We start from the raw sequence: 21,987 nt of genomic DNA, 5'->3' as shown, positions 1-21,987 counted from the left end.
CCCGGCCGAAGCGGGTTCTTGCTGATTCGCTTTCCAGTTCTTCGCTTTCGCGTTTCCCTTTCCTGCGCCTCCAACTTTACCAGACTCTTTTTCGTTCCATTTCCGGTCCGAATTTGATTCCGGTGGCCTGTGGAGTGGCCTTTGCCTTTCGGCGGATCCGACTTTATCAGAGATTCTGAGCCGGATTTCCCGCCTCCTCGAAGGGCGCTCGGCACAGAAGTGCGCGAGGTGCTTCCCGTTCGGGCGGAATCTCAAACGTACTGGAGCGGGGCGCCTCGATGCAAATCGAGACGCCCCGCTCCTGGTCGGCGGCCTGGTGACGGCCGCCGGGTCAGACCTCGACCACTACCGGGAGGATCATCGGACGTCGGCGGTAGGTGTCCGACACCCACTTGCCCACCGTGCGCCTGACCAGCTGCTGGAGCTGGTGCGGCTCCATCACCCCGTCCTGTGCCGACTTGTTGATGGCCTCCTCGACCTTGGGCACCACGGCGGTGAACGCACCGTCGTCGATGCCGGAGCCGCGGGCCTGGATGTGGGGACCGCCCACGATCTTCCCGGACGAGCTGTCGACCACGATGAAGACGGAGATGATCCCCTCGTCGCCGAGGATCCGGCGGTCCTTGAGGGAGGTCTCGGTGACGTCGCCGACCGAGAGGCCGTCGACGTACACGTAGCCGGCCTGCACCTTGCCGACGATCTTCGCCTTGCCGTCGACGAGGTCGACCACCACGCCGTCCTCGGCGATGACGATGTGGTCCTTCGGCACGCCGGTCAGCGCACCGAGTTCGGCGTTGGCCCTCAGGTGGCGCCACTCGCCGTGGACCGGCATCAGGTTCTTCGGCTTGCAGATGTTGTAGAAGTACAACAGCTCGCCGGCCGAGGCGTGGCCCGAGACGTGGACCTTGGCGTTGCCCTTGTGGACGACGTTCGCGCCCCAGCGGGTCAGACCGTTGATCACGCGGTACACCGCGTTCTCGTTGCCGGGGATGAGCGACGACGCCAGGATCACCGTGTCGCCCGGGACGATCCGGATCTGGTGGTCCCTGTTCGCCATGCGCGAGAGTGCGGCCATCGGCTCACCCTGCGAGCCGGTGCAGACCAGCACGACCTCGTCGTCCGGCAGGTCGTCGAGTGTCTTGACGTCGACGACCAGACCGGCGGGCACCTTCAGGTAGCCCAGGTCACGGGCGATCCCCATGTTGCGCACCATCGAGCGTCCGACGAACGCGACCCTGCGGCCGTACTCGTGGGCGGCGTCCAGGATCTGCTGGATGCGGTGGACGTGGCTGGCGAAGCTGGCCACGATGATGCGCTTCTGCGCGTTGGCGAACACCGTGCGCAGCACGTTGGAGATGTCCCGCTCCGGCGGGACGAACCCGGGGACCTCGGCGTTCGTCGAGTCGGACAGGAGGAGGTCGATACCCTCCTCGCTCAGCCGGGCGAAGGCGTGCAGGTCGGTGAGACGGCCGTCCAGCGGGAGCTGGTCCATCTTGAAGTCACCGGTCGCGACGGCCAGGCCCGCGGGGGTGCGGATCGCCACGGCGAGGGCGTCCGGGATGGAGTGGTTGACGGCGATGAACTCGCAGTCGAACACTCCGATGCGCTCGCGCTGTCCCTCCACCACCTCGAGGGTGTACGGACGGATCCGGTGCTCCTGGAGCTTGGCCTCGATGAGTGCGAGGGTCAGCTTGGAGCCGATCAGCGGGATGTCCGGCTTCAGGCGGAGCAGGTAGGGGACGCCACCGATGTGGTCCTCGTGGCCGTGCGTGAGGACGATGCCCTCGATGTCGTCCAGGCGGTCCCGGATGGTGGTGAAGTCCGGAAGGATCAGGTCGATGCCGGGCTGCTCCTCCTCGGGGAAGAGCACACCGCAGTCGACGATGAGCAGGCGGCCGCCGTACTCGAAGACCGTCATGTTGCGGCCGATCTCGCCCAGGCCGCCCAGCGGGGTGACCCGCAGGCCGCCCTTCGGGAGCTTCGGCGGGGTACCGAGTTCAGGATGCGGATGACTCAAAAGACTCTCCTTACCACACGCGCCACGTACCGCTGAGGGCACGTGGCGCGCATGTCATTCGTGCACTTGCTGTTGTCAGGTGGTGTTACCGCCGCGAGTGTCCTCGCGTATTCAGTTGTGAAGTCCGTGTCAGAGCTGTACCCCACCGGCCGCCAGATCGATCTTGAGCTGGGCCGTCTCCTGCGCGGTGAGTTCCACCAGAGGCAGGCGCAGCGGACCGGCGGGCAGGCCCAGCAGGGTGAGCGCCGCCTTGGTGGTGATGACGCCCTGGGTGCGGAACATCCCGGTGAAGACGGGGAGCAGCTTCTGGTGTATCTCCGTGGCCTTCTGCACGTCACCGCCGAGGTGCGCCTCGACGAGGGCGCGCAGCTCGGGGGTGACGACATGGCCGACGACGGAGACGAAACCGACTGCGCCGACCGAGAGCAGCGGGAGGTTGAGCATGTCGTCACCGGAGTACCAGGCGAGGCCGGACTCGGCGATGGCCCAGCTGGAGCGGCCCAGGTCTCCCTTGGCGTCCTTGTTGGCGACGATCCTGGGGTGCTCGGCGAGGCGCACGAGCGTCTCTGTGTCGATCGGCACACCGCTGCGGCCGGGGATGTCGTACAACATCACCGGGAGTCCGGTGGAGTCCGCGATGGCGCCGAAGTGCCGGAGGAGGCCCTCCTGCGGTGGCTTGTTGTAGTACGGGGTGACGGCGAGGAGGCCGTGGGCGCCGCTGCGCTCGGCGGTCCGGGCGAGCTCGATGCTGTGCCGGGTGTCGTTGGTCCCGACGCCGGCGACGACGTGTGCCCGGTCGCCTACGGCTTCCAGTACAGCCCGTACGAGCTGGTCTTTCTCCGCGTCGCTGGTGGTCGGTGACTCGCCCGTGGTGCCGTTGACGACCAGGCCGTCGTTGCCTGCGTCCACCAGATGGGCGGCGAGCCGCTGGGCGCCGTCGAGGTCGATTGCGCCGTCCGCCGTGAACGGCGTGACCATAGCGGTGAGGACCCTCCCGAAGGGGGTCTGCGGAGTGGAGATCGGAGCCATGGGTAACACGCTACTCGTTGCTCGGAGCGCCGCGCTCCCTCGGGGGACGAGGAAGAGGAACCCGGCACTGCCTGCTCGGGGGTTCAAGCAGTGCCGGGTCCGTTTGATCAGCCTAGATGAACTTCACCAAACGTCGCAATACGGACACCGCTTACGGGGCTACCCGCCCGTTCTTGTTGAACGCGGCATGAGTGAGCGGCATGAGGGTCTTCCAGTGCTGTTCCATCTGCTCGCCGACCATCTCGATCTCGCGCTGCGGGAAGGACGGCACCTTGGCCAGTTCGTGCTGGGTGCGCAGGCCGAGGAAGTGCATCAGCGAGCGTGCGTTGCAGGTGGCGTACATCGTGGAGAACAGGCCGACGGGGAGCACGGCGCGGGCGACCTCACGGGCGACCCCGGCGGCGAGCATCTCCTGGTACGCGTCGTAGGCCTGGCGGTACGACTTCTCCATGGCACGGCTGGTGAGCTCGTGCTGCTCCGGAGTCCCCTCGACGAACTCGTACTTGCCGGGGCGGCCCTGCTGGATGAGCTTGCGGGTCTCGCCCGGGACGTAGAAGACCGGCTCGAGCTCCCTGTAGCGGCCTGATTCCTCGTTGTAGGACCAGCCCACGCGGTGTCGCATGAACTCGCGGAACACGAAGATCGGGGCGCTGATGAAGAAGGTCATCGAGTTGTGCTCGAACGGGCTGCCGTGCCGGTCCCGCATCAAGAAGTTGATGAGCCCCTTGGAGCGCTCGGGGTCCTTCGCGACCTCTTCCAGGGACTGCTCCCCGGCCGTGGACACACGGGCCGCGAACAGCACGTCGGAGTCGCTGGCCGCCGATTTCACCAGGTCAACGGTGACATCGCTGCGGAAGTGGGCCTTGGTGGGCTCGGGGGTGTCGGTCACCGGCGGGGGTCCTTCCAATTGCGTCGCTCGGGCGGCGTCCACTCTACGGGCCCCGGAGAGGGGCCTCCGTCAGCGGGAATTTCTTGACGGAGTTCGGCGATTCGGGCACCGATCGAGCCTCTCGTACGTCTGACTCATTAGCAGCACCCGCCACAGAGTTCAAGGAGAGCTTCCTCATGTTCCGCCGGCGTGAATCCGTCCCGTTCTCGTTCGTTGCCGAGGCCGACCGGTTCCGCAGTAATGTCACTCCTCCTCCCCGTCAGCGCGCCAGCCGTTCCCAGCTGGCCGGCCAGTGCCTCGTAGGGCTGACGCTGATCGCCGGCTTCGCCGGCTCGCTGCTCTTCGGCCTGCCCGCGCTCGATACCGACCGGACGCCGTCCCACAGTCAGACGTCCGAGGCCTCACGGCACCGCTGACCCGTACGGGCCCCCTGGGGTGGTCGGCCGGGGGGCTGCTCGGTAGCCTCACCGGGCACAGCAATCGAGCGTGCTTGTGAGTGAGGATCAGTCGTGCCCCTGCCCTTCCTGACGGCCGACCGCGCATTCGACGCGGACGCGGAGGACATCGCGCTGCCGTTCGACGACCACGACAGCTGGCGGCGGCCGTACCGTCCCGGGCCGTGGCGTGTCGCGGCGGCAGCAACCCTGCTGCTGCTGGCGTCGTTCGTGCTGCTCGCCGCGATGATCATCGCGCTCGCCGGGACGCTGTCCGGTGCCGGAGCGTGCTTCGCGCTCGCCGCCGCGGTGATCGCTGGGGCCCTGAGGCTCCTGCGGGTCGGCGCCTGGGTCAGTCGGCACGGTGTACGCCGGGTGGGCTTCTTCCGTACGACCACGGTGCGCTGGCAGGATGCCGCAGCGGTCCGTACGGTGCAGCAGCCGGTGAAGTGGCTCGGGCTTCCGCGCACCGTGCAGGGCCAGGCCCTGATCGTGGTGCGTCGGAGCGGCGAGCCGCTGGCCCCGCTGGTCACCGACCACAACGCGGACTTCCTGGCTCGCGCCGAGGCGTTCGAGCGTGCCACGGACACGGTCGAGGCCTGGGGCGACGAGTACCGCACCAGCGGCTGAAGCCTGTCGGCCCTCATAGGGCCGCGCTGACACCTCACGAGCCGGTACGGCGCCTTCAGGCGCGTACCGGCTCGTCCCTGTGCAGGGCGATGGCACGCTGCATCGCCTTGCGGGCGCGTGGGGTGTCCCTCGCGTCCTGGTAGGCGACCGCCAGCCGGAACCAGCAGCGCCAGTCGTCCGGACTGTCCTCGGTCTCCTCCCGCCGCCGCGCGAACACGGCGTCGGCGGAATCCCGGTCGATGCGCCCCGACGGGGTGCGTACCAGCTCGTCGACGGGGAGCCCGCCCTCCGCGTCCAGTGCGGCGGCCAGGACGTTGGCCCTCCGTACGAACTGGGTGTTCTTCCAGAGGAACCAGACGCCGATCACCGGCAGGATCAGTACGGCCACGCCGAAGGTGACCGTGAGCAGCGTGCCGTGCCTGATCAGCAGGACGCCCCGGCTGCCGGCCAGGACGAAGTAGAAGACCAGGACGGCGGCGGTGACGGCGTAGGTGAGCTTTGCGCGCATGGGGTGGGGCCCAGTCAGTTCAGGTCGAGGAAGTGTTCCAGGCCGAAGGTGAGGCCGGGAGTGGTCACCACGCGGCGGGTGCCGAGCAGGATGCCCGGCATGAAGCTGCTGTGGTGCAGCGAGTCGTGGCGCAGGGTGAGGGTCTCGCCCTCTCCGCCCAGCAGGACCTCCTGGTGGGCGAGGAGGCCTCGGAGCCGGACCGAGTGGACCGGCACGCCGTCGACGTCCGCGCCGCGGGCGCCGTCCAGTGCGGTGGTGGTGGCGTCGGGCTGCGGCGCCGCCCCGGCCTTCTCGCGGGCGGCGGCGATCAGCTGGGCGGTGCGGGTGGCCGTTCCTGAGGGGGCGTCGGCCTTGTTCGGGTGGTGGAGCTCGATGACCTCCACCGACTCGAAGTAGCGGGCGGCCTGCTCCGCGAACCTCATCGTGAGGACCGCGCCGATGGAGAAGTTCGGCGCGATGAGCACACCGGTCCCCGGGGAAGCGGAGAGCCAGGTGTTCAGCCGCGCGAGCCGTTCGTCGGTCCAGCCCGTGGTGCCCACGACCGCGTGGATCCCGTGCCGGACACAGAAGTCGAGGTTGTCCATCACCGACGCGGGTGTGGTCAGCTCGACGACCGCCTGGGCGCCGTTGTCCGTGAGGGTCCGCAGCTCGTCGCCGCGGCCGAGCGCGGCGACGAGCTCCATGTCCTCGGCGGCCTCCACGGCTCGCACCGCCTCGGAGCCGATACGTCCCTTGGCGCCGAGAACGGCCACACGCAGCTTGCTCATGTGCTCTTTCCTTACGGGGTGGTCAGGAGAACCGACGGGTGTCCAGCGGTGCGGCGGACGGTCAGGAGACCGCTTCGTGCAGGCGGTCCGCCTGCTTGTCCTTCAGTGGGCCGATGACCGAGAGCGAGGGCCGCTGACCGAGGACGTCGGCCGCCACGGCCCGGACCTCGTCGGGCGTGACCGCCGCGATCTTCGCCAGCATGTCGTCGACGGACATCTGCTCGCCCCAGCAGAGCTCGCTCTTGCCGATGCGGTTCATCAGGGCGCCCGTGTCCTCCAGACCGAGGACGGTGGAACCGGCGAGCTGACCGACGGCGCGGCCGATCTCCTCGTCGCCGAGTCCGTCCGTGGCCACGCGGTCGAGTTCGTCGCGGCAGATCTTGAGGACGTCGTGCACCTGGCTGGGGCGGCAGCCCGCGTACACGCCGAAGAGTCCGCAGTCGGCGAAGCCCGAGGTGTACGAGTACACGCTGTAGGCGAGGCCGCGCTTCTCCCTGACCTCCTGGAAGAGGCGGGAGCTCATGCCGCCGCCGAGCGCGGTGTTCAGGACGCCGAGTGCCCAGCGGCGCTCGTCGGTCCTGGCCAGGCCGGGCATGCCGAGCACCACGTGGGCCTGCTCCGTCTTGCGGTTCAGCAGATCGACACGGCCCGTGGCACGCAGGGCGCGGGAGCCCTGGCGCGGCGCCGTGGGCACGGCGTCGGTGCGGCTCAGGGCGCCGGCGCGCTCGAACGCCTTGCGGACCTGTCGCACGACCGTGGCGTGGTCGACGTTGCCGGCGGCGGCGACGACCAGGTGCGTGGGGTCGTAGTGCTTCTTGTAGAAGCGGGCGATCTGGCCGCGGTTCAGGGCGTTGATCGTGTCGACGGTACCGAGCACCGGGCGGCCCAGGGGCGTGTCGCCGAGCATGGTGTGCGCGAACAGGTCGTGCACGCAGTCGCCGGGATCGTCCTCCGTCATCGCGATCTCCTCGAGGATGACGCCGCGCTCGGCGTCCACGTCCTCGGGGGCGATCAGTGAGCCGGTCAGCATGTCGCAGACGACGTCGATGGCCAGCGGCAGGTCCGTGTCCAGGACCCGCGCGTAGTAGCAGGTGTACTCCTTCGCCGTGAAGGCGTTCATCTCGCCGCCGACCGCGTCGATCGCGGACGAGATGTCCAGGGCGCTGCGCTTGGCGGTGCCCTTGAAGAGGAGGTGTTCGAGGTAGTGCGTCGCGCCGTTCAGGGTGGGCGTCTCGTCGCGTGAACCGACGTTGGCCCAGATCCCGAAGGTGGCGGAGCGTACGGAGGGCAGCGTCTCGGTGACGACCCGGAGACCACCGGGGAGGACGGTACGGCGGACCGTGCCGATGCCGTTGCTGCCCTTGAGAAGCGTTTGGGTACGGGCGACGGCCCGCCCCTCCGAGGAGGGGCGGGCCGTCGTCACGGGACTACGGGACGTCACTTGTCGGTGTCGTCCTTCTTCTCGTCCTCTTCACCCTCGACCACGGGGATGAGGGAGAGCTTGCCGCGGGAGTCGATCTCCGCGATCTCGACCTGGACCTTGGCGCCGACGCCGAGCACGTCCTCGACGTTCTCCACACGCTTGCCACCGGCGAGCTTGCGGATCTGCGAGATGTGCAGCAGGCCGTCCTTGCCGGGCATCAGGGAGACGAACGCACCGAAGGTGGTGGTCTTGACGACCGTACCCAGGTAACGCTCGCCGACCTCCGGCATGGTCGGGTTGGCGATGGCGTTGATCGTGGCGCGGGCGGCCTCGGCCTGCGAGCCCTGCTGGGCACCGATGTAGATGGTGCCGTCGTCCTCGATCGTGATGTCGGCGCCGGTGTCCTCCTGGATCTGGTTGATCATCTTGCCCTTGGGGCCGATGACCTCACCGATCTTGTCCACCGGGATCTTGACGGTGATGATCCGCGGGGCGTTCGGGGACATCTCGTCCGGGACGTCGATGGCCTCGTTCATGACGTCCAGGATGTGCAGACGCGCGTCACGGGCCTGCTTCAGCGCGGCGGCCAGGACCGAGGCGGGGATGCCGTCGAGCTTGGTGTCGAGCTGGAGCGCGGTCACGAACTGCTTCGTGCCGGCGACCTTGAAGTCCATGTCGCCGAAGGCGTCCTCCGCACCGAGGATGTCGGTGAGGGCGACGTAGTGGGTCTTGCCGTCGATCTCCTGCGAGATCAGGCCCATGGCGATACCGGCGACGGCGGCCTTGAGGGGCACACCGGCGTTCAGCAGCGACATGGTGGAGGCGCAGACCGAGCCCATGGACGTCGAGCCGTTGGAGCCCAGCGCCTCGGAGACCTGGCGGATCGCGTAGGGGAACTCCTCGCGCGACGGCAGCACCGGCACGATGGCGCGCTCGGCGAGCGCGCCGTGGCCGATCTCGCGGCGCTTGGGCGAGCCCACGCGGCCGGTCTCACCGACGGAGTACGGCGGGAAGTTGTAGTTGTGCATGTAGCGCTTGCGGGTCACCGGGGAGAGGGTGTCCAGCTGCTGCTCCATGCGGAGCATGTTGAGAGTGGTGACGCCCAGGATCTGGGTCTCGCCACGCTCGAACAGCGCCGAGCCGTGCACGCGCGGGATGGCCTCGACCTCGGCGGCGAGCGTGCGGATGTCCGTGACGCCGCGGCCGTCGATGCGGACCTTGTCCTTGATGACGCGCTCGCGGACCAACTTCTTGGTCAGCGCGCGGTAGGCACCCGAGATCTCCTTCTCGCGGCCTTCGAAGGCCGGGAGGAGCTTCTCGCCCGCGATCTCCTTGATGCGGTCCAGCTCCGCCTCGCGCTCCTGCTTGCCGGCGATGGTGAGCGCCTTGGCGAGCTCGGTGCTGACGGCAGAGGTGAGCGCCTCCAGGACGTCGTCCTGGTAGTCGAGGAAGACCGGGAACTCGCCGGTGGGCTTGGCGGCCTTGGAGGCAAGGTCGGACTGGGCCTTGCAGAGCGCCTTGATGAAGGGCTTCGCGGCCTCGAGGCCGGCGGCGACGACCTCTTCGGTCGGGGCCTCGGCACCGTCCTTGACGAGCTGGATGGTCTTCTCGGTGGCCTCGGCCTCGACCATCATGATCGCGACGTCGCCGTCCTCGAGGACGCGACCGGCGACGACCATGTCGAAGACGGCGTCCTCGAGCTCGGTGTGCGTCGGGAAGGCGACCCACTGGCCCTTGATCAGGGCGACGCGGGTGGCGCCGATCGGGCCGGAGAAGGGCAGGCCCGCCAGGATCGTGGAAGCGGACGCGGCGTTGATCGCGACCACGTCGTACAGGTGGTCGGGGTTGAGCGCCATGATCGTCTCGACGATCTGGATCTCGTTGCGCAGGCCCTTCTTGAAGGAGGGGCGCAGCGGGCGGTCGATCAGGCGGCAGGTGAGGATCGCGTCCTCGGAGGGCCGGCCCTCACGGCGGAAGAAGGAGCCGGGGATCTTGCCGGCCGCGTACTGCCGCTCCTCGACGTCCACCGTGAGGGGGAAGAAGTCGAGCTGGTCCTTGGGCCGCTTGGAAGCGGTGGTGGCCGACAGCACCATGGTGTCGTCGTCCAGGTACGCGACGGCGGAGCCGGCGGCCTGCTTGGCCAGGCGGCCCGTCTCGAAGCGGATGGTGCGGGTGCCGAAGGTTCCGTTGTCGATAACGGCCTCGGCGTAGTGGGTCTCGTTCTCCACTAGTGATTTCTCCATACTCGTCGTCTTTCGTCCTGCCGCCCGTGTGGCGGAGGACGGTGCGGAGAAGCGCACCTTGTGTGCGGGGCCGGTCTTCGATCGAAGCTCCCGGGCGTTGTCCCGGGGGCCACTACCGAGGACCGGCGGCGGCCGTGGGGCGCCTCTCCTCGTCTGGTGTTGTACGTCCAGGTTACTGAGCCGGGGCCCTGTAGCGCACGTACGGCAAAGGGAGCGGTCCCCTGGAAGTGGGTACCGCTCCCTTCGACAGCGTCTTTACTTGGCGCCGCCGGCCGCACCGCGGCGGATGCCGAGGCGGTCGACGAGCGCACGGAAGCGCTGGATGTCCTTCTTGGCAAGGTACTGCAGGAGGCGGCGACGCTGGCCGACCAGGATCAGCAGACCACGACGGGAGTGGTGGTCGTGCTTGTGCGTCTTGAGGTGCTCCGTCAGGTCCGAGATCCGGCGGGAGAGCATGGCGACCTGGACCTCGGGGGATCCGGTGTCACCCTCCTTCTGGGCGAACTCGGACATGATCTGCTTCTTCGTAGCGGCGTCGAGCGGCACGCGTACTCCTCTTGATGTTCGATGCGCCCACGAGTGCCCCTGGTCTTGATCTCAGGGGAGCTTCCATGACTCGGAGGCGAAGGTCCGATGAGCGCAGCCCCCAGGATGATCCGGGGACGCGTACACAAACGGCCACTGGTCAGAGTACCAGTCCCCCGGGGCACCCCCGACGGGTGTCAGCTGGTGAGTGCCCGGATCGAGTGGTAGACGTCGAAGACGGCGAGGCAGAGCGGCAGCAGCGTCAGGAGGACGCAGGCCTCGGCGACCTCCAGGAACCGTCCCCAGAACGGGGTGACCCCCTTGCGCGGGACGATCAGCCCTATGGCGGTGATCAGCGCGGCGACTCCGGCGACGGCGGCGGTGAGCCAGATCGTGCGGATGTCGAGTCCCGCCCCGTCCCCCTTCAGTGCCTCGCGGATCAGCTCGACCGGCGGGTTGAGCGACAGGCCGAGGCCGAGCAGCACGAGTGCGGCGAGACCGGCCCCCAGGGCGCAGCCGACCTGGGCCGTGTAGCGGAACAGGTGCGCGCGCATCAGCATCGCCACCCCGGTGGCGAGCGCCAGCAGCTGGCCCCAGACGTTGTCGGAGAAGCCGAGCACCGCTGCGGCCCCCACGGCCACCAGCGCGCAGCCGCCGACCAGACCGACCAGCAGTTCGTGGCCGCGCCGCGCCTGGGCCGTGATGCGCTCGGCGTCGACGGGGCCCTGCGGGGCGGGGTCGGACGCCCCGTAGTCACCGGCGGTGGTGCGGGGCGGCTCGAAGCCGATCGGGAGTCGGGCGAAGCGGGTGGAGAGCCCGGGCAGGAAGCCGAGGAGACCGACGGAGAGGGGGGCGCACACGGCTGCGGTCTCGGCGGGCTCCATGCCGGTCATGATCGCGATGAAGGTGACCAGTACGCCGATGGCCGAGGCGAACACGAACGCGACGAAGGTGCCGTCCCCCTCGGGAGCGGCGATCATGAGGATCACCGACGCCACCAGCACGGCGGCGCAGGCGAGCAGGAACTGCAGCCTGCCGATGCCCTGGCCCGCGCTGAGCGGCAGGAGGCCCGCACCGCCGACCGCGGCGTTGGCGAGGACTCCGACGCCCAGCGCGATCGACGAACCACGGTCCGCGTAGACGCGCGCACGCACGCAGGCGAGCGCGAGGAGCAGCAGGGCGGTGACGCCGGCCAGGATGCCCGGCAGCCCGTGCATGTCGTGCCGCACGTCGGAGGTCCACAGCACGAAGCCGAGCAGGACGAGCAGGACGGACCCGCCGAGGAGCCCGGCCGAGCGCATGAGGCTGTCGCCCCAGAGGGTCCGGTCCCGGGCTACGGCGGTGGCGACGGCGTCGGAGACGTCGTCGAAGACCGCGGGGGGCAGTGACTCCGAGAAGGGCCGCAGGGAGAGCAGCTCGCCGTCGAGGATGCGCTGGCCGGCCAGGGTGCGACCGCTGTCGAGGACGGTGCCGTCACGGCGCACCAGGTGGTAGCCGACCGGGGCGCCCTGGGCGGGGCTCTGCCCCGACAGCCGGAGGATCTCCGGGTAGAGGTCGGCGACGGGGATGTCCTCGGGCAGCGCCACGTCGACGCGGCTGTCGGGCGCGACGACCGTGACCCGGCAGAAGCCGGTTCCGTTGCCGGACGGAACTCCTGGACCCGGCCGCCCGGATCCGGTAGCCGCCGTTTGGGCCGTCATAGTCACGTGCTGCTCCCCCTCGTTGTCCTGCTGGAATCTCCTGAAAACGCACCCCTGGGCACCGAGCTCTGCTTGCGTCCCGAATGACCCATTTTTTTGCGGTAGTTAGCGGATGCGTACACGCGTCGCGACACCCTACCGCCCTGGGGTGAGGGGGCACGCCAGTAGGATCCTCCCGCGGACGGAACCCGTCGCCACGGGGGCGCCGATAGGAACAGTTCCGTCCGGCAAGGGAATTGGTGAGCTGTGAGCCAGATTGTCGTCAAGCGCCCACCGCGGGCCCTCCCCTCCGAAGTTCCGGGCGAGCAGGTGCAGTTGCAACCTCCGCCCGAGTTGCCTCGCGGGCAGCAGGAGGGGGTGATGATGCAGCTGCTGCCGATGCTCGGCATGGGTGGCTCGGTCGTCTTCTTCTTCATGACGCCGAACCCGATCATGCGGATCATGGGCATGATCATGATCGCGTCGACGATCGCGATGGCCATTGCGATGATCATCCGCTTCCGGCGCGGCACCCAGGGCCAGCTCGCGGACATGCGGCGCGACTATCTGAAGTACCTGACGCAGACCCGGCGCGCCGTGCTCAGGACCGCCCGGCAGCAGCGCGACGCACAGTTCTATCTCCACCCGTCCCCGGACCAGCTGTGGGCGCTCGTCGCCGAGGGCAGCCGGGTGTGGGAGCGCCGGGTCGGGGACGCCGACTTCGCGCACGTACGCATCGGCCTGGGGAGCCAGGAGCTCGCCACGCCCCTCGTCGCACCCGACACCGCGCCGGTCGACGAGCTGGAGCCGCTGACCGCCGGTGCGATGCAGCAGTTCCTGACGACGCACAGCACGCTGGACGGACTGCCGATGGCGGTCTCGCTCCGCGCCTTCTACCACCTGACGATCAGCGGCGAGGCGGAGTCCGCGCGCGCCACGGCCCGCGCGATGGTGGGGGCGCTGGCATCGCTGCACTCCCCCGAGGACCTGATCATCGCCGTCGCGACCGGCCGTGACGCCGCTCCGCGCTGGGACTGGACGAAGTGGCTCCCGCACGTCCAGGTGCGGGGATCCATCGACGGCGCCGGCAGCCGTCGCCTGATCAGCACGAGTGTGGTGGAACTGGAGGAGCTGCTGGCGGGTCACCTCGACGGCCGGCCCCGGTTCCAGCCGGGTGGCCAGCCTCTTCTCGACCAGCCGCACGTCGTCGTCGTCCTCGACGGCGAGTCCGTGCCGGCGACGTCCGCGCTCGCGTCTGCCGAGGGCCTTCAAGGGGTGACGGTCGTCGAGATCGTCACGGGCCAGGTCAACGGAGCACGCGGCGGCCTCTCCGTCGTGGTGGATCCCCACTCGCTGCAACTGGAGTCGGGGCACGGCCTGGTCTATGACGGCCTCCCCGACCTGATGAGCCACGAGGCCGCAGAGGCGCTCGCGCGTCAGCTGGCCCCGCTCCACGTGGCCACGGGCGGCGACGACGACGAACCGCTGCTCGCCAACCTGGAGTTCACCGATCTGCTGAACCTCGGTGACGCGGCCTCGGTCGACGTCAGCCGGACCTGGCGGGCCCGCTCGCAGGCCGAGCGGCTGCGGGTCCCGATCGGCGTGGGCGAGGACGGCACGCCTGTGATGCTCGACCTCAAGGAGGCCGCGCAGGAGGGCATGGGCCCGCACGGCCTGTGCGTCGGCGCCACCGGTTCCGGGAAGTCCGAGCTGCTCCGTACGCTCGTGCTGGGCCTCGCCGTCACCCACACCTCGGAGACGCTGAACTTCGTCCTCGCGGACTTCAAGGGTGGTGCCACCTTCGCCGGTATGGCGCAGATGCCCCACGTCGCCGCGGTGATCACCAACCTCGCGGACGACCTGACGCTGGTGGACCGCATGGGCGACTCCATCAGCGGTGAGCTCAACCGCCGCCAGGAGATGCTCCGCGACGCGGGCAACTACGCCAACATCCACGACTACGAGAAGGCGCGAGCGGCGGGTGCCCCGCTGCAGCCCATCCCCTCCCTCGTGCTGGTCATCGACGAGTTCAGCGAGCTGCTCACGGCCAAGCCGGACTTCATCGAGATGTTCGTGCAGATCGGGCGCATCGGCCGTTCGCTGGGCGTCCATCTGCTGCTCGCCTCGCAGCGCCTCGAGGAGGGCCGGCTGCGCGGCCTGGAGACCTACCTGTCGTACCGGATCGGCCTGCGTACGTTCTCCGCGGGCGAGTCCAGGGCCGCGCTGGGCGTGCCCGACGCCTACCACCTGCCCAACGTCCCGGGATCGGGGTACCTGAAGTACGGCACCGACGAGATGGTGCGCTTCAAGGCGGCGTACGTCTCGGGGGTGTACCGCTCGGGCGCCCAGCCGGCCGCGGCCTCCGGCCCCCTGCCGGTGGACCGCAGGCCCGTGCTGTTCACGGCGGCTCCGGTACCGGTGCGCTACGTGCAGCCGACGGCGCAGGCCGGTGTGCCCGAGGCGCGCCGGGCCGAGGACGACGCCCTCGCCGACACGGTGCTCGATGTGATCGTGCGCCGGCTCGAGGGCCGGGGCGCCTCCGCACACCAGGTGTGGCTGCCCCCGCTGGACAACCCTCCGTCGTTGGACGAGCTCCTGCCGGGGCTCTCCGCGGTCGAGGGCCGTGGCCTGACCCAGCCCGGCTTCGAGGGGTCGGGACGCCTGGTCGTACCGCTGGGTGTGGTCGACAAGCCGTACGAGCAGCGCCGCGACACGCTGTACCGGGACTTCTCGGGTGCGGCGGGCCACATGCAGATCACCGGCGGCCCGCAGTCGGGCAAATCCACCCTGCTGCGCACGCTCATCGCGGGCTTCGCCCTCACCCACACGCCCCACGAGGTCCAGTTCTACGGGCTCGACTTCGGTGGAGGCGGCCTGTCCTCGGTCTCCGGCCTGCCGCACGTCGGCGGGATCGCGTCCCGGCTCGACCCGGAGCGGGTGCGCCGGACGGTCGCCGAGGTCTACGGGATCATGGCGCGCCGCGAGGAGTACTTCCGCAGCGCGGGCATCGACTCCATCGCCACGTTCCGCCGACTGCGGGCGCGCGGTGAGATCTCCGTGACGGACCAGCCGTGGGGCGACGTCTTCCTGCTCATCGACGGCTGGGGGAACTTCCGGACGGACTACGAGGGGCTGGAGGCAGCGGCTGTCGACATCGCGCAACGCGGTCTCGGCTACGGCATCCACCTGATCGTCACGGCGTCGCGGTCCATGGAGGTCCGGGCCAATCTGAAGGACCACCTGATGAACCGGCTGGAACTGCGGCTCGGTGACGTCATGGACTCCGAGCTCGACCGCAAGGCCGCGGTCAACGTGCCGGCCGGCGTTCCGGGACGTGGCCTCACGCCGGAGAAGCTGCACTTCATGGCCGCGGTACCGCGCATCGACGGCATCAACTCCGACAGCGACCTCTCGGAGGCCACGGCGGCCATGAACCAGGAGGTCGCCCGGCACTGGACCGCGGCGCCCGCCCCGGCGGTCCGCCTGCTGCCCCGCGAGCTCCCGGCGCGCGAGCTGCCGGCGGGTTACGCACAGCCGGAGCGGGGCATCGCGTTCGGCATCGACGAGAACAACCTGGAGCCGGTCTTCCTCGACTTCGAGCGGGATCCGTTCTTCCTCGTGTTCGGCGAGAGCGAGTCCGGCAAGTCGAACCTGCTGCGCCTGCTCATCAAGCAGCTGACCGAGAGGTACCAGGGGAACGAGGCCAAGTTCTTCGTCATCGACAACCGTCGTGCGCTCCTGGACGTCACTCCGGCCACGCACCTGGCGGAGTACGTGCCCATGTCCAACAACATGGACCACCACGCCGACGCGCTGTACGACCTGATGAAGCGCCGTACGCCCTCGCCCGACGTCACGGCGCAGGAACTGCGTGACCGCAGCTGGTGGAGCGGCCCGACGGTCTACGTGGTCGTCGACGACTACGACCTGGTCTCGACGTCCAGCGGGAACCCCCTGGCCAAGCTCACGGAGATGCTGCCGTTCTCCCGCGACGTCGGCGTCCGGTTCATCATCGCGCGCAGCACGGCGGGAGCGGGCCGGGCCCTGTACGAGCCTTTCCTGCAGCGCATCCTGGAGCTCGGTGCGCAGGGCCTGATGCTGTCCGGCGATCCCGTCGAGGGCGACATCCTCGGCAATGTACGGCCCCGCCCGATGCCCCCGGGGCGCGGTGTGTTCGTCACCCGGCGGCGCGGGAACCCGCTGGTGCAGTCCGGGCTCATGGACGGCTAGGTCTTTCGCTCGGTTCGGCTCGGGCGAGGGGGAGCGGGGTGTCCGGTGCCCCTCCCGGGCTTCCGCCCCCGCCCGCTCTCTCCCCTGTCTTCCGTCTGTCCTCCCCCACCCCCAGTCAGAAGATCCGAAAAACTCCGGCATCGCCGGCACACTCTGGAGGTTCCACCCATGGCATGGGCCGAGTGGGAGCAACTGAAGGCCGACGCGTCCACAAGGAGCGGCGCCCAGATGCAGCTCAACGAAGCCGGGCCCGGAGGCAGCGGCAAGAAGGGCGACCTCGCGGTGAACGACACCGACCTGTCGGGCGTCCGTGACGAGGCTTCGAAGCTGAACAACCGCTTGTGGAAGGAGGCCCGCGTAGCCGTCCCCACCAGTGAGACCGCCGCAGGCGACCTCACCACCCAGGGGTTCGAGCTCGGTGGCGCCCTCCAGCACGTGGCGGGCCGCTGGGACACACAGCTCAAGTCCCTCTTGGATGCGTGTGGGCACATAGCGAATCACATGGACTTCACCAAGTACGTGCACCAGGGCGACGACCAGTACGTGCGCAGCAGGGTCAGCAGTATCGCCGCGCTCGACCAGGCGTTCGACGACGACAACGCGCCCAAAGGTGAGAAGAACAAGGCGGACAACTGATGGATCTCGAAACCCTGCGCTTCGCCAAGTTCGGGCAGCTTGACGCGGCCGTCACGGACTGGTCGACCATGGTGGCCAACCTCGCCACCCTGGCGGAGGACGCCCGGGACGGGCTCAAGGCCAAGGCCGCCAAGGCCGACTGGTCGGGCGAGAACGCCAATGTCACCCGGGGGTTCGTCGACAAGACGGTGCGTGAGTTCGACGACGCCCATAAGCAGGCCAAGTCCCTGTGGAACATCCTCAAGGACACGCGGGGCGAGCTGAAGACGTACCAGGGACAGCTCAACGACGCCCTGGAACGCGGGCTGAAGAAGAACCTCACGGTCACCACGACCGGCGGAGGTGGCTTCACGGTCACAATGAACATCCACCCCGACCGTGCGGCCAAGGGGACGACCGTCCCCGACCACGGTCAGAGTGACGTCACCGCGCTCCGCGACGAACTCCAGAAGATTCTCGACAAGGCCACCGAGAGCGACCACACGGGCTCGGTCGCGCTCAAGGCCCTGTCGGACCAGGCCGATCTCGGGTTCGCGGGCGCCGACTACAAGGACCGGGACACCGCGGCCCACGCGATCAAGCAGGCCGACGATCTCTCGGCGCTCGCGAAGAAGAACCCCGAGGACCTCACGGTCAAGGAGTTCGACAGGCTGAACGCCGGGCTCGGGAAGATGGCGGGCGACGAACTGTTCGCAGCGCGCTTCGCGGAGAAGCTGGGGGCCCAGGGAACGCTGGACTTCTGGGCCGGGCTGAACGACCCCCGTCTCGCCTACGACATCGGCAGGGAGAGGGTCGACCACTACGACGAACTGCAGAAGAACCTAAGTCTCACCCTTGCGACCGCCAGCCATAGCGACACGCAGGGAATGACGAACTGGAAGCGCGACATGGTGGAACTCGGCAGCCAGCCGGTCTCCAAGACCTCCGGCACCCTGGGCTTCCAGGTGATGAGCAACCTGATGCGTTGGGGCAACTACGACAACAAGTTCCTCGACGACTACGGCAACGAGCTGATCAAGACCGAGAAGAAGTTCACCGACAACGGACGCCACGGCGCCTGGACGCCCATGGGCATGGACCCTCTCCTCAATCGGACGGGCTCCGACTCGGGGTCGGACCCGATGACCGGCTTCATGAGGGCTCTCTCGAACAGCCCCGACGCCGCGACGGAGTTCTTCAGCGACACCTTTGTGACGAAGGACGAGGATCACGACTTCAAGGAGGACACCGACGGAGACGGAAAGAAGGGGATGAGGGAGCTCAGCAACTTCGACTACCTCTTCGGGGAGCGGGACTGGCCGGACGACCAGGACGACAAGGGCGACAAGAGCATCGCCGGGCGGAACAACATGGCCCTGGCCCTCGAAGCAGCGACGACCGGGCATCCTGCGGGCGAGATGCCGACGGCGGACACTCCGGCACACAACGCGGAGCAGGCGGCTCTGACGAAGAGCCTGATCGAAGCCATCTCCGAGAAGCCGGCCCTCCTGAGTGAACACAGCTACATGTCCGACAGCATCGGACAGATCGCCGCCGAGTACATGCCGGATATCCATCGGTCGTTGAACGCCAACCAGGAAGGCGAGGAAAGGCTCTTCCCCATAGCCGGATCCAGGGCGGCGGTGGATGAAGTCGACACTTCTCGTTTCCTGTACCAGCTGGGCCAGAATCCGGAAGGCTACGCAGCGGTCAGCGCCGGTCAGCATAGCTACACAACCCACCTGATGGAATACCATTTCCGCAATCCGGACGCGTTCATCACCGATCCCGGTTTCTCGCACAACGACAACCTGAAGCAGACGATCGAATTGACCGCGGAGGTGGCCGGGGAGATTCAGGGAACCATCGGGGCAGGCCGTTCGTACGAGGCGGAGGTCGAAGGGGGAGCGAAGGACGCTGAATACAACAAGGCCATCGAGGCGACGAGTACCTGGGTCGGAAGTGCCGTCGGTATTGGTATCGGAATCGGCACAGCGCCCATGCTCGGCCCCGGCGGAGTCGTCGCCGGCGGAGTGGCCGGCACCGCGGCGGACACCATCATCGGTGCGCTCACCGAAGGCGCCATGAAGGACAGTTCTGGAGAAGTCATCTACCGCAACGGTCAGGACATGGACGCCACCAAGGTATCGACCTACGAGCTTGTCGAGACCGCAGCCAAGACGGCTGGGGAAAAAGCCGGAAACCCGTCGCCCAACATCGTCGCCTCGGTGGCGTCCGCCGCAGAGAAGGGGTTCACCAGCGCCGGCGCCAACACACATTCGTATATCGACGGCGAGGGAAACCCGGCAAAGCTCGAGGAGAAGAGTAAGTAATGGCCGCAAGCAAGGTCCGCATCATCGCTGCCGGCCTGGTCGCGGCTGCAGCCCTGGCGGCGGGGGCCGCCTACCTGCTTGAAATACCACCGTTCGAAGGTGTCGGGACCATCGAGGCCGGGGACGTGTGCGAGAACCTCGGCCCCTCGGGCGAAGTCGTCCCGGCCATCAGGGAACTGGCTCCACCGAAGCCCAGTTACTCGTTCGCCGAACAGCGGAATCACGGGTCGGCCGACTTCTTCTTCTCCGGCTGTAGCGGCAGGACGGACGCCTCGGAGTTCCTTGTCACCAGGACCGAGACCACCATGCTGGGCAACAGCACCTTCGAGTCCTGGAGTGCCGGCCCCGCAAGCAAGATGGTGGAGACGGAGGACCCGGACAACTTCGACCGTTTCACCACCGACGGGGACACCTGGGGGGTGGTGTCGAAGAGCAAGGCCGCCGTCGTCACGCCTTGTTTCAGCCGCGGCCGTCAAGGCCTGACCACCATCGTCCTGTTGCGCGATTCCGCAGAGCCGGAAAGAACGGTGAAGAGGTTCCGTCAGGAACTGATCGATCTGGCCACCAGCACGGCTGAATTCGCACACAAGGACGCCGGCTGCACCCTCCCCTTCACGCTTTAGGCAACTCAGGGCGGTGGTGTGAGGCATGAGGTCTCTGCCGGGGAGCACAGATGGAGGTAGGCGTGAACACGCTGGTCGTAGTCGTCTTCGTACTCGCCGCCGGGCTCGTCGCCATGGGGTGCGTCAGGGCGGACCGGGTTCGCCGTTGGCGGGAGTCGTTCAACCCGTCGGCGCCCGACATCTCTGACCCGGCCTTCGTCGGCGCGCGTGTCGTCCTCTTCGGGATGGCGGGAATCGGCGTCTTCTCGGCGTTCCAGTTGATGGCCGTGAGCGCCGACGCGGAGTGGAGCGACGACGAGCTGTCCAGTGCGGTCGGCCAGGCCACGTCGGAGCTCGACGGCACGTCGGGTCTCGGCGACGTCTTCGGTGACGACAGCGGCTTCGATCAGGAGGCCGCGAAGATGATCGAGGAAGAGGTCGTCGAGAACGGCGGTGGTGGCGCCCCGCAGAGCGGGGTGGACGCGGGTGCCACAGCCTCGAACAAGCCCTCCGACGCCGACTACACGGTCCAGGCAGCAGGGGCGGACGCCGCCTTCTGCGTGCACGTCGTACGCACGCGTTCGAAGGACGGGGACTACGAGCCCCCTGGTGTGGCAGGTGGCGCCGGCTCGGTGACCGTCCCGATGTACGACTTCGCGGTGACGAGCCGCGAAGGCGCCTGCTGACAGGTCCGGGCCGGGTCCGGCTGGTGCTGGCTGTGACAGGATGCCGTCCATGATTGCTGCTCTAAGGGCCCGTGGCGCGTAGGACGCCGGCTTCACTTCGGCTGCGAGAACGCGGCTGGAGGAGGCCCTGGGTGCGGTATCGCGATGTCCCCGGCCTGTCAGGGGCGGCGAACGCGGCGATCCGCGTGCTGGAGCGGGATCGGCTGACGCCGGGCATGGTGTCCGTCGCGCTGAGCGTGTGGTCGGCCCGCGTCCACGGCACCGGACGCCGGTGGAGGCGGTGGGAGGCGGAGTTCACCTGTCCGTGCTGCGGCGAGGGCTGGGCGCGGGACACGCTGCGGGAAGCTCTGACGACGCTGCCGCCGTGGGCCGCCGCCGAACTGCGTGTGCGGGTCGAGCGCCTGGACGAGGTGCTGCTCCGACGTACGCGTCACGAGCCCATGGCAGATCCGGAGTCGGCCTGGTGGCATCGCAGGTGCTGACCGTGCCCATGCTCCCCCCCGGTCCGTGGCCGTCTCGATGCCGGCCCCCTCCGCTCGGCGGGACGCAGGCGCGACCTCACGACACAGGTCAGGGTGGGCACCTCCCGTGCGTGCCCACCCTGACCTGTCTGCCGTGCGGCGAGTCCTACTCGAAGTTGGCCCTCGCCCGCTTGTCACCGGCCTGGTAGGCGGTACCCGCGTCGCGCACCTTGCGGGAGATCTCGGCCAGGGCGGTCTGGATGCCCGTGGCGTCGCGGTCCCAGCCTGCCTGCGCGGCGTCGTACGCCGACTTGGCCTCGCCCACCCAGAGCTCGGACACGCTGGCTACCATGCGCTTGATCGACGCGAGGTCCTCCTGAAGCTGCCTGCTCTGCCGGTCGATGTCCCCGGCGGCCTGCTCCAGACTTGCGTAAGTGACAACCATCGTGCCGTCGTTGGTCGGCATACGGTCCTCCAGTTCAATATGGTTCGAGGTGAAATTCCCGTACGCGGTGGTACGGGTACAGCAGGTCTCAGAGGGCGTTGATGGCCGAGGTCTTGGCCTGCGAGCCTTCCGAGTGACCGGCGACGACGTCCACACCCTGGAGGGCCTGCCGGATCTCGTCTTCGGTGTTGCCCGAGATGGTCCGGGCCGCCTTGATGGCTTCCTGGAAGTTCACCAGCCGGGTGGCGATGTTGCCCATCTTGAGGTTGATGTCGGCCTGCTTGGAGTTGAACGCGTTGGCGCCGACACCCTTCCAGGCGCCTTCCAGGCTGTCGATCGTCGCCTGCAGCGTCTTCAGCTGGCCCCTCACGGAGTCGAAGCGCTTGGTGAGCTCGCCTTCGAGCTTGAGCAGCATTTCATCTGAAAGCTTCTGATCTGCCATGGTGCTGGCTTCCTTCCTGGTGCTCTTCT

The 21,987-nt window shown here is 68.4% G+C and carries 19 protein-coding genes; 8 read left to right on the top strand and 11 right to left on the bottom strand.

What is annotated here, in order from left to right:
* Positions 1-331 precede the first annotated feature (331 nt).
* From ACHFIV_RS06960 to thyX, 3 genes are all read right to left on the bottom strand, one after another.
* Positions 332-2,017: a ribonuclease J gene (locus ACHFIV_RS06960; protein WP_398964724.1), complete on the bottom strand. Its 1,686-nt coding sequence runs from the start codon at positions 2,015-2,017 to the stop codon at positions 332-334.
* Between the two features lie 129 nt (positions 2,018-2,146).
* Entirely contained in the window at positions 2,147-3,046 is a 900-nt protein-coding gene (dapA, locus tag ACHFIV_RS06955) for a 4-hydroxy-tetrahydrodipicolinate synthase (protein ID WP_398964722.1), read from the bottom strand.
* A 151-nt stretch (positions 3,047-3,197) separates the two neighbouring features.
* Positions 3,198-3,935 (bottom strand): FAD-dependent thymidylate synthase, encoded by a 738-nt coding sequence (gene thyX / locus ACHFIV_RS06950; RefSeq protein WP_398964720.1) that lies wholly within the window; start codon positions 3,933-3,935, stop codon positions 3,198-3,200.
* 176 nt (positions 3,936-4,111) lie between these two features.
* Between thyX and ACHFIV_RS06945 the strand changes: the two genes are divergently transcribed.
* Complete coding sequence (locus tag ACHFIV_RS06945) at positions 4,112-4,351, top strand: hypothetical protein (protein ID WP_398964718.1); 240 nt, start codon at positions 4,112-4,114, stop codon at positions 4,349-4,351.
* A 93-nt stretch (positions 4,352-4,444) separates the two neighbouring features.
* On the top strand, positions 4,445-4,999 hold the full coding sequence (locus ACHFIV_RS06940; protein ID WP_398964716.1) for a hypothetical protein: 555 nt from the start codon (positions 4,445-4,447) through the stop codon (positions 4,997-4,999).
* A 55-nt stretch (positions 5,000-5,054) separates the two neighbouring features.
* Here ACHFIV_RS06940 and ACHFIV_RS06935 read toward each other — a convergent pair whose 3' ends face one another.
* The 6 genes from ACHFIV_RS06935 to eccD all read right to left on the bottom strand — a co-directional run bounded on the left by ACHFIV_RS06935 (position 5,055) and on the right by eccD (position 12,165).
* Positions 5,055-5,507 (bottom strand): hypothetical protein, encoded by a 453-nt coding sequence (locus ACHFIV_RS06935; RefSeq protein ID WP_398964714.1) that lies wholly within the window; start codon positions 5,505-5,507, stop codon positions 5,055-5,057.
* Positions 5,508-5,521: 14 nt separating this feature from the next.
* Positions 5,522-6,274, bottom strand: a complete 753-nt coding sequence (dapB, locus tag ACHFIV_RS06930) for a 4-hydroxy-tetrahydrodipicolinate reductase (protein WP_398964713.1) — start codon at positions 6,272-6,274, stop codon at positions 5,522-5,524.
* Positions 6,275-6,335: 61 nt separating this feature from the next.
* The gene (locus ACHFIV_RS06925; protein ID WP_398964711.1) at positions 6,336-7,715 is read right to left on the bottom strand and encodes a M16 family metallopeptidase; all 1,380 of its coding nucleotides are present in this window, start codon (positions 7,713-7,715) and stop codon (positions 6,336-6,338) included.
* On the bottom strand, positions 7,712-9,925 hold the full coding sequence (locus ACHFIV_RS06920; protein ID WP_398964726.1) for a polyribonucleotide nucleotidyltransferase: 2,214 nt from the start codon (positions 9,923-9,925) through the stop codon (positions 7,712-7,714). The genes ACHFIV_RS06925 and ACHFIV_RS06920 overlap by 4 nt, the downstream gene beginning before the upstream one ends.
* Before the next feature lie 270 nt (positions 9,926-10,195).
* Positions 10,196-10,486 (bottom strand): 30S ribosomal protein S15, encoded by a 291-nt coding sequence (rpsO, locus tag ACHFIV_RS06915; protein WP_003965855.1) that lies wholly within the window; start codon positions 10,484-10,486, stop codon positions 10,196-10,198.
* Positions 10,487-10,662: 176 nt separating this feature from the next.
* The gene (gene eccD / locus ACHFIV_RS06910; RefSeq protein WP_398964710.1) at positions 10,663-12,165 is read right to left on the bottom strand and encodes a type VII secretion integral membrane protein EccD; all 1,503 of its coding nucleotides are present in this window, start codon (positions 12,163-12,165) and stop codon (positions 10,663-10,665) included.
* 246 nt (positions 12,166-12,411) lie between these two features.
* Here eccD and eccCa point away from each other — a divergent pair, with 246 nt between their 5' ends.
* The 6 genes from eccCa (at position 12,412) to ACHFIV_RS06880 (ending at position 21,092) form a co-directional block, all read left to right on the top strand.
* Complete coding sequence (gene eccCa, locus ACHFIV_RS06905; RefSeq protein WP_398964708.1) at positions 12,412-16,374, top strand: type VII secretion protein EccCa; 3,963 nt, start codon at positions 12,412-12,414, stop codon at positions 16,372-16,374.
* A 168-nt stretch (positions 16,375-16,542) separates the two neighbouring features.
* Positions 16,543-17,010 carry a hypothetical protein gene (locus tag ACHFIV_RS06900; protein ID WP_398964706.1) on the top strand — a complete coding sequence of 156 codons (468 nt, stop codon included), beginning with the start codon at positions 16,543-16,545 and terminating at the stop codon, positions 17,008-17,010.
* A complete protein-coding gene (locus tag ACHFIV_RS06895; protein WP_398964704.1) occupies positions 17,010-19,322 on the top strand; it encodes a hypothetical protein in 2,313 nt (770 codons plus the stop codon). Before ACHFIV_RS06900 ends, ACHFIV_RS06895 begins: the two co-directional genes overlap by 1 nt.
* Positions 19,322-19,945: a hypothetical protein gene (locus ACHFIV_RS06890; RefSeq protein ID WP_398964703.1), complete on the top strand. Its 624-nt coding sequence runs from the start codon at positions 19,322-19,324 to the stop codon at positions 19,943-19,945. Before ACHFIV_RS06895 ends, ACHFIV_RS06890 begins: the two co-directional genes overlap by 1 nt.
* A 62-nt stretch (positions 19,946-20,007) precedes the next feature.
* Positions 20,008-20,610, top strand: a complete 603-nt coding sequence (locus ACHFIV_RS06885) for a hypothetical protein (protein ID WP_398964701.1) — start codon at positions 20,008-20,010, stop codon at positions 20,608-20,610.
* Between the two features lie 131 nt (positions 20,611-20,741).
* Positions 20,742-21,092 carry a hypothetical protein gene (locus ACHFIV_RS06880; RefSeq protein WP_398964699.1) on the top strand — a complete coding sequence of 117 codons (351 nt, stop codon included), beginning with the start codon at positions 20,742-20,744 and terminating at the stop codon, positions 21,090-21,092.
* A gap of 145 nt (positions 21,093-21,237) precedes the next feature.
* Here the strand turns inward: ACHFIV_RS06880 and ACHFIV_RS06875 are convergent, their stop codons facing one another.
* Complete coding sequence (locus ACHFIV_RS06875; protein WP_391775826.1) at positions 21,238-21,537, bottom strand: WXG100 family type VII secretion target; 300 nt, start codon at positions 21,535-21,537, stop codon at positions 21,238-21,240.
* Between the two features lie 67 nt (positions 21,538-21,604).
* Complete coding sequence (locus ACHFIV_RS06870) at positions 21,605-21,958, bottom strand: WXG100 family type VII secretion target (protein WP_398964697.1); 354 nt, start codon at positions 21,956-21,958, stop codon at positions 21,605-21,607.
* Positions 21,959-21,987 lie beyond the last annotated feature (29 nt).

This window comes from Streptomyces sp. ALB3, assembly GCF_044385685.1.
Classification (GTDB): domain Bacteria; phylum Actinomycetota; class Actinomycetes; order Streptomycetales; family Streptomycetaceae; genus Streptomyces.
Note: the sequence above shows the minus strand (reverse complement) of the source record. Positions and strands in the feature narration are given on the sequence as shown.

Coding starts and splice junctions, on each gene's coding strand:
- dapA (WP_398964722.1), bottom strand. CDS start 3,046: ATGGCTCCGATCTCCACTCCGCAGACCCCCTTCGGGAGGGTCCTCACC.
- ACHFIV_RS06945 (WP_398964718.1), top strand. CDS start 4,112: ATGTTCCGCCGGCGTGAATCCGTCCCGTTCTCGTTCGTTGCCGAGGCC.
- ACHFIV_RS06935 (WP_398964714.1), bottom strand. CDS start 5,507: ATGCGCGCAAAGCTCACCTACGCCGTCACCGCCGCCGTCCTGGTCTTC.
- dapB (WP_398964713.1), bottom strand. CDS start 6,274: ATGAGCAAGCTGCGTGTGGCCGTTCTCGGCGCCAAGGGACGTATCGGC.
- eccD (WP_398964710.1), bottom strand. CDS start 12,165: ATGACGGCCCAAACGGCGGCTACCGGATCCGGGCGGCCGGGTCCAGGA.
- ACHFIV_RS06900 (WP_398964706.1), top strand. CDS start 16,543: ATGGCATGGGCCGAGTGGGAGCAACTGAAGGCCGACGCGTCCACAAGG.
- ACHFIV_RS06895 (WP_398964704.1), top strand. CDS start 17,010: ATGGATCTCGAAACCCTGCGCTTCGCCAAGTTCGGGCAGCTTGACGCG.
- ACHFIV_RS06890 (WP_398964703.1), top strand. CDS start 19,322: ATGGCCGCAAGCAAGGTCCGCATCATCGCTGCCGGCCTGGTCGCGGCT.
- ACHFIV_RS06875 (WP_391775826.1), bottom strand. CDS start 21,537: ATGCCGACCAACGACGGCACGATGGTTGTCACTTACGCAAGTCTGGAG.
- ACHFIV_RS06870 (WP_398964697.1), bottom strand. CDS start 21,958: ATGGCAGATCAGAAGCTTTCAGATGAAATGCTGCTCAAGCTCGAAGGC.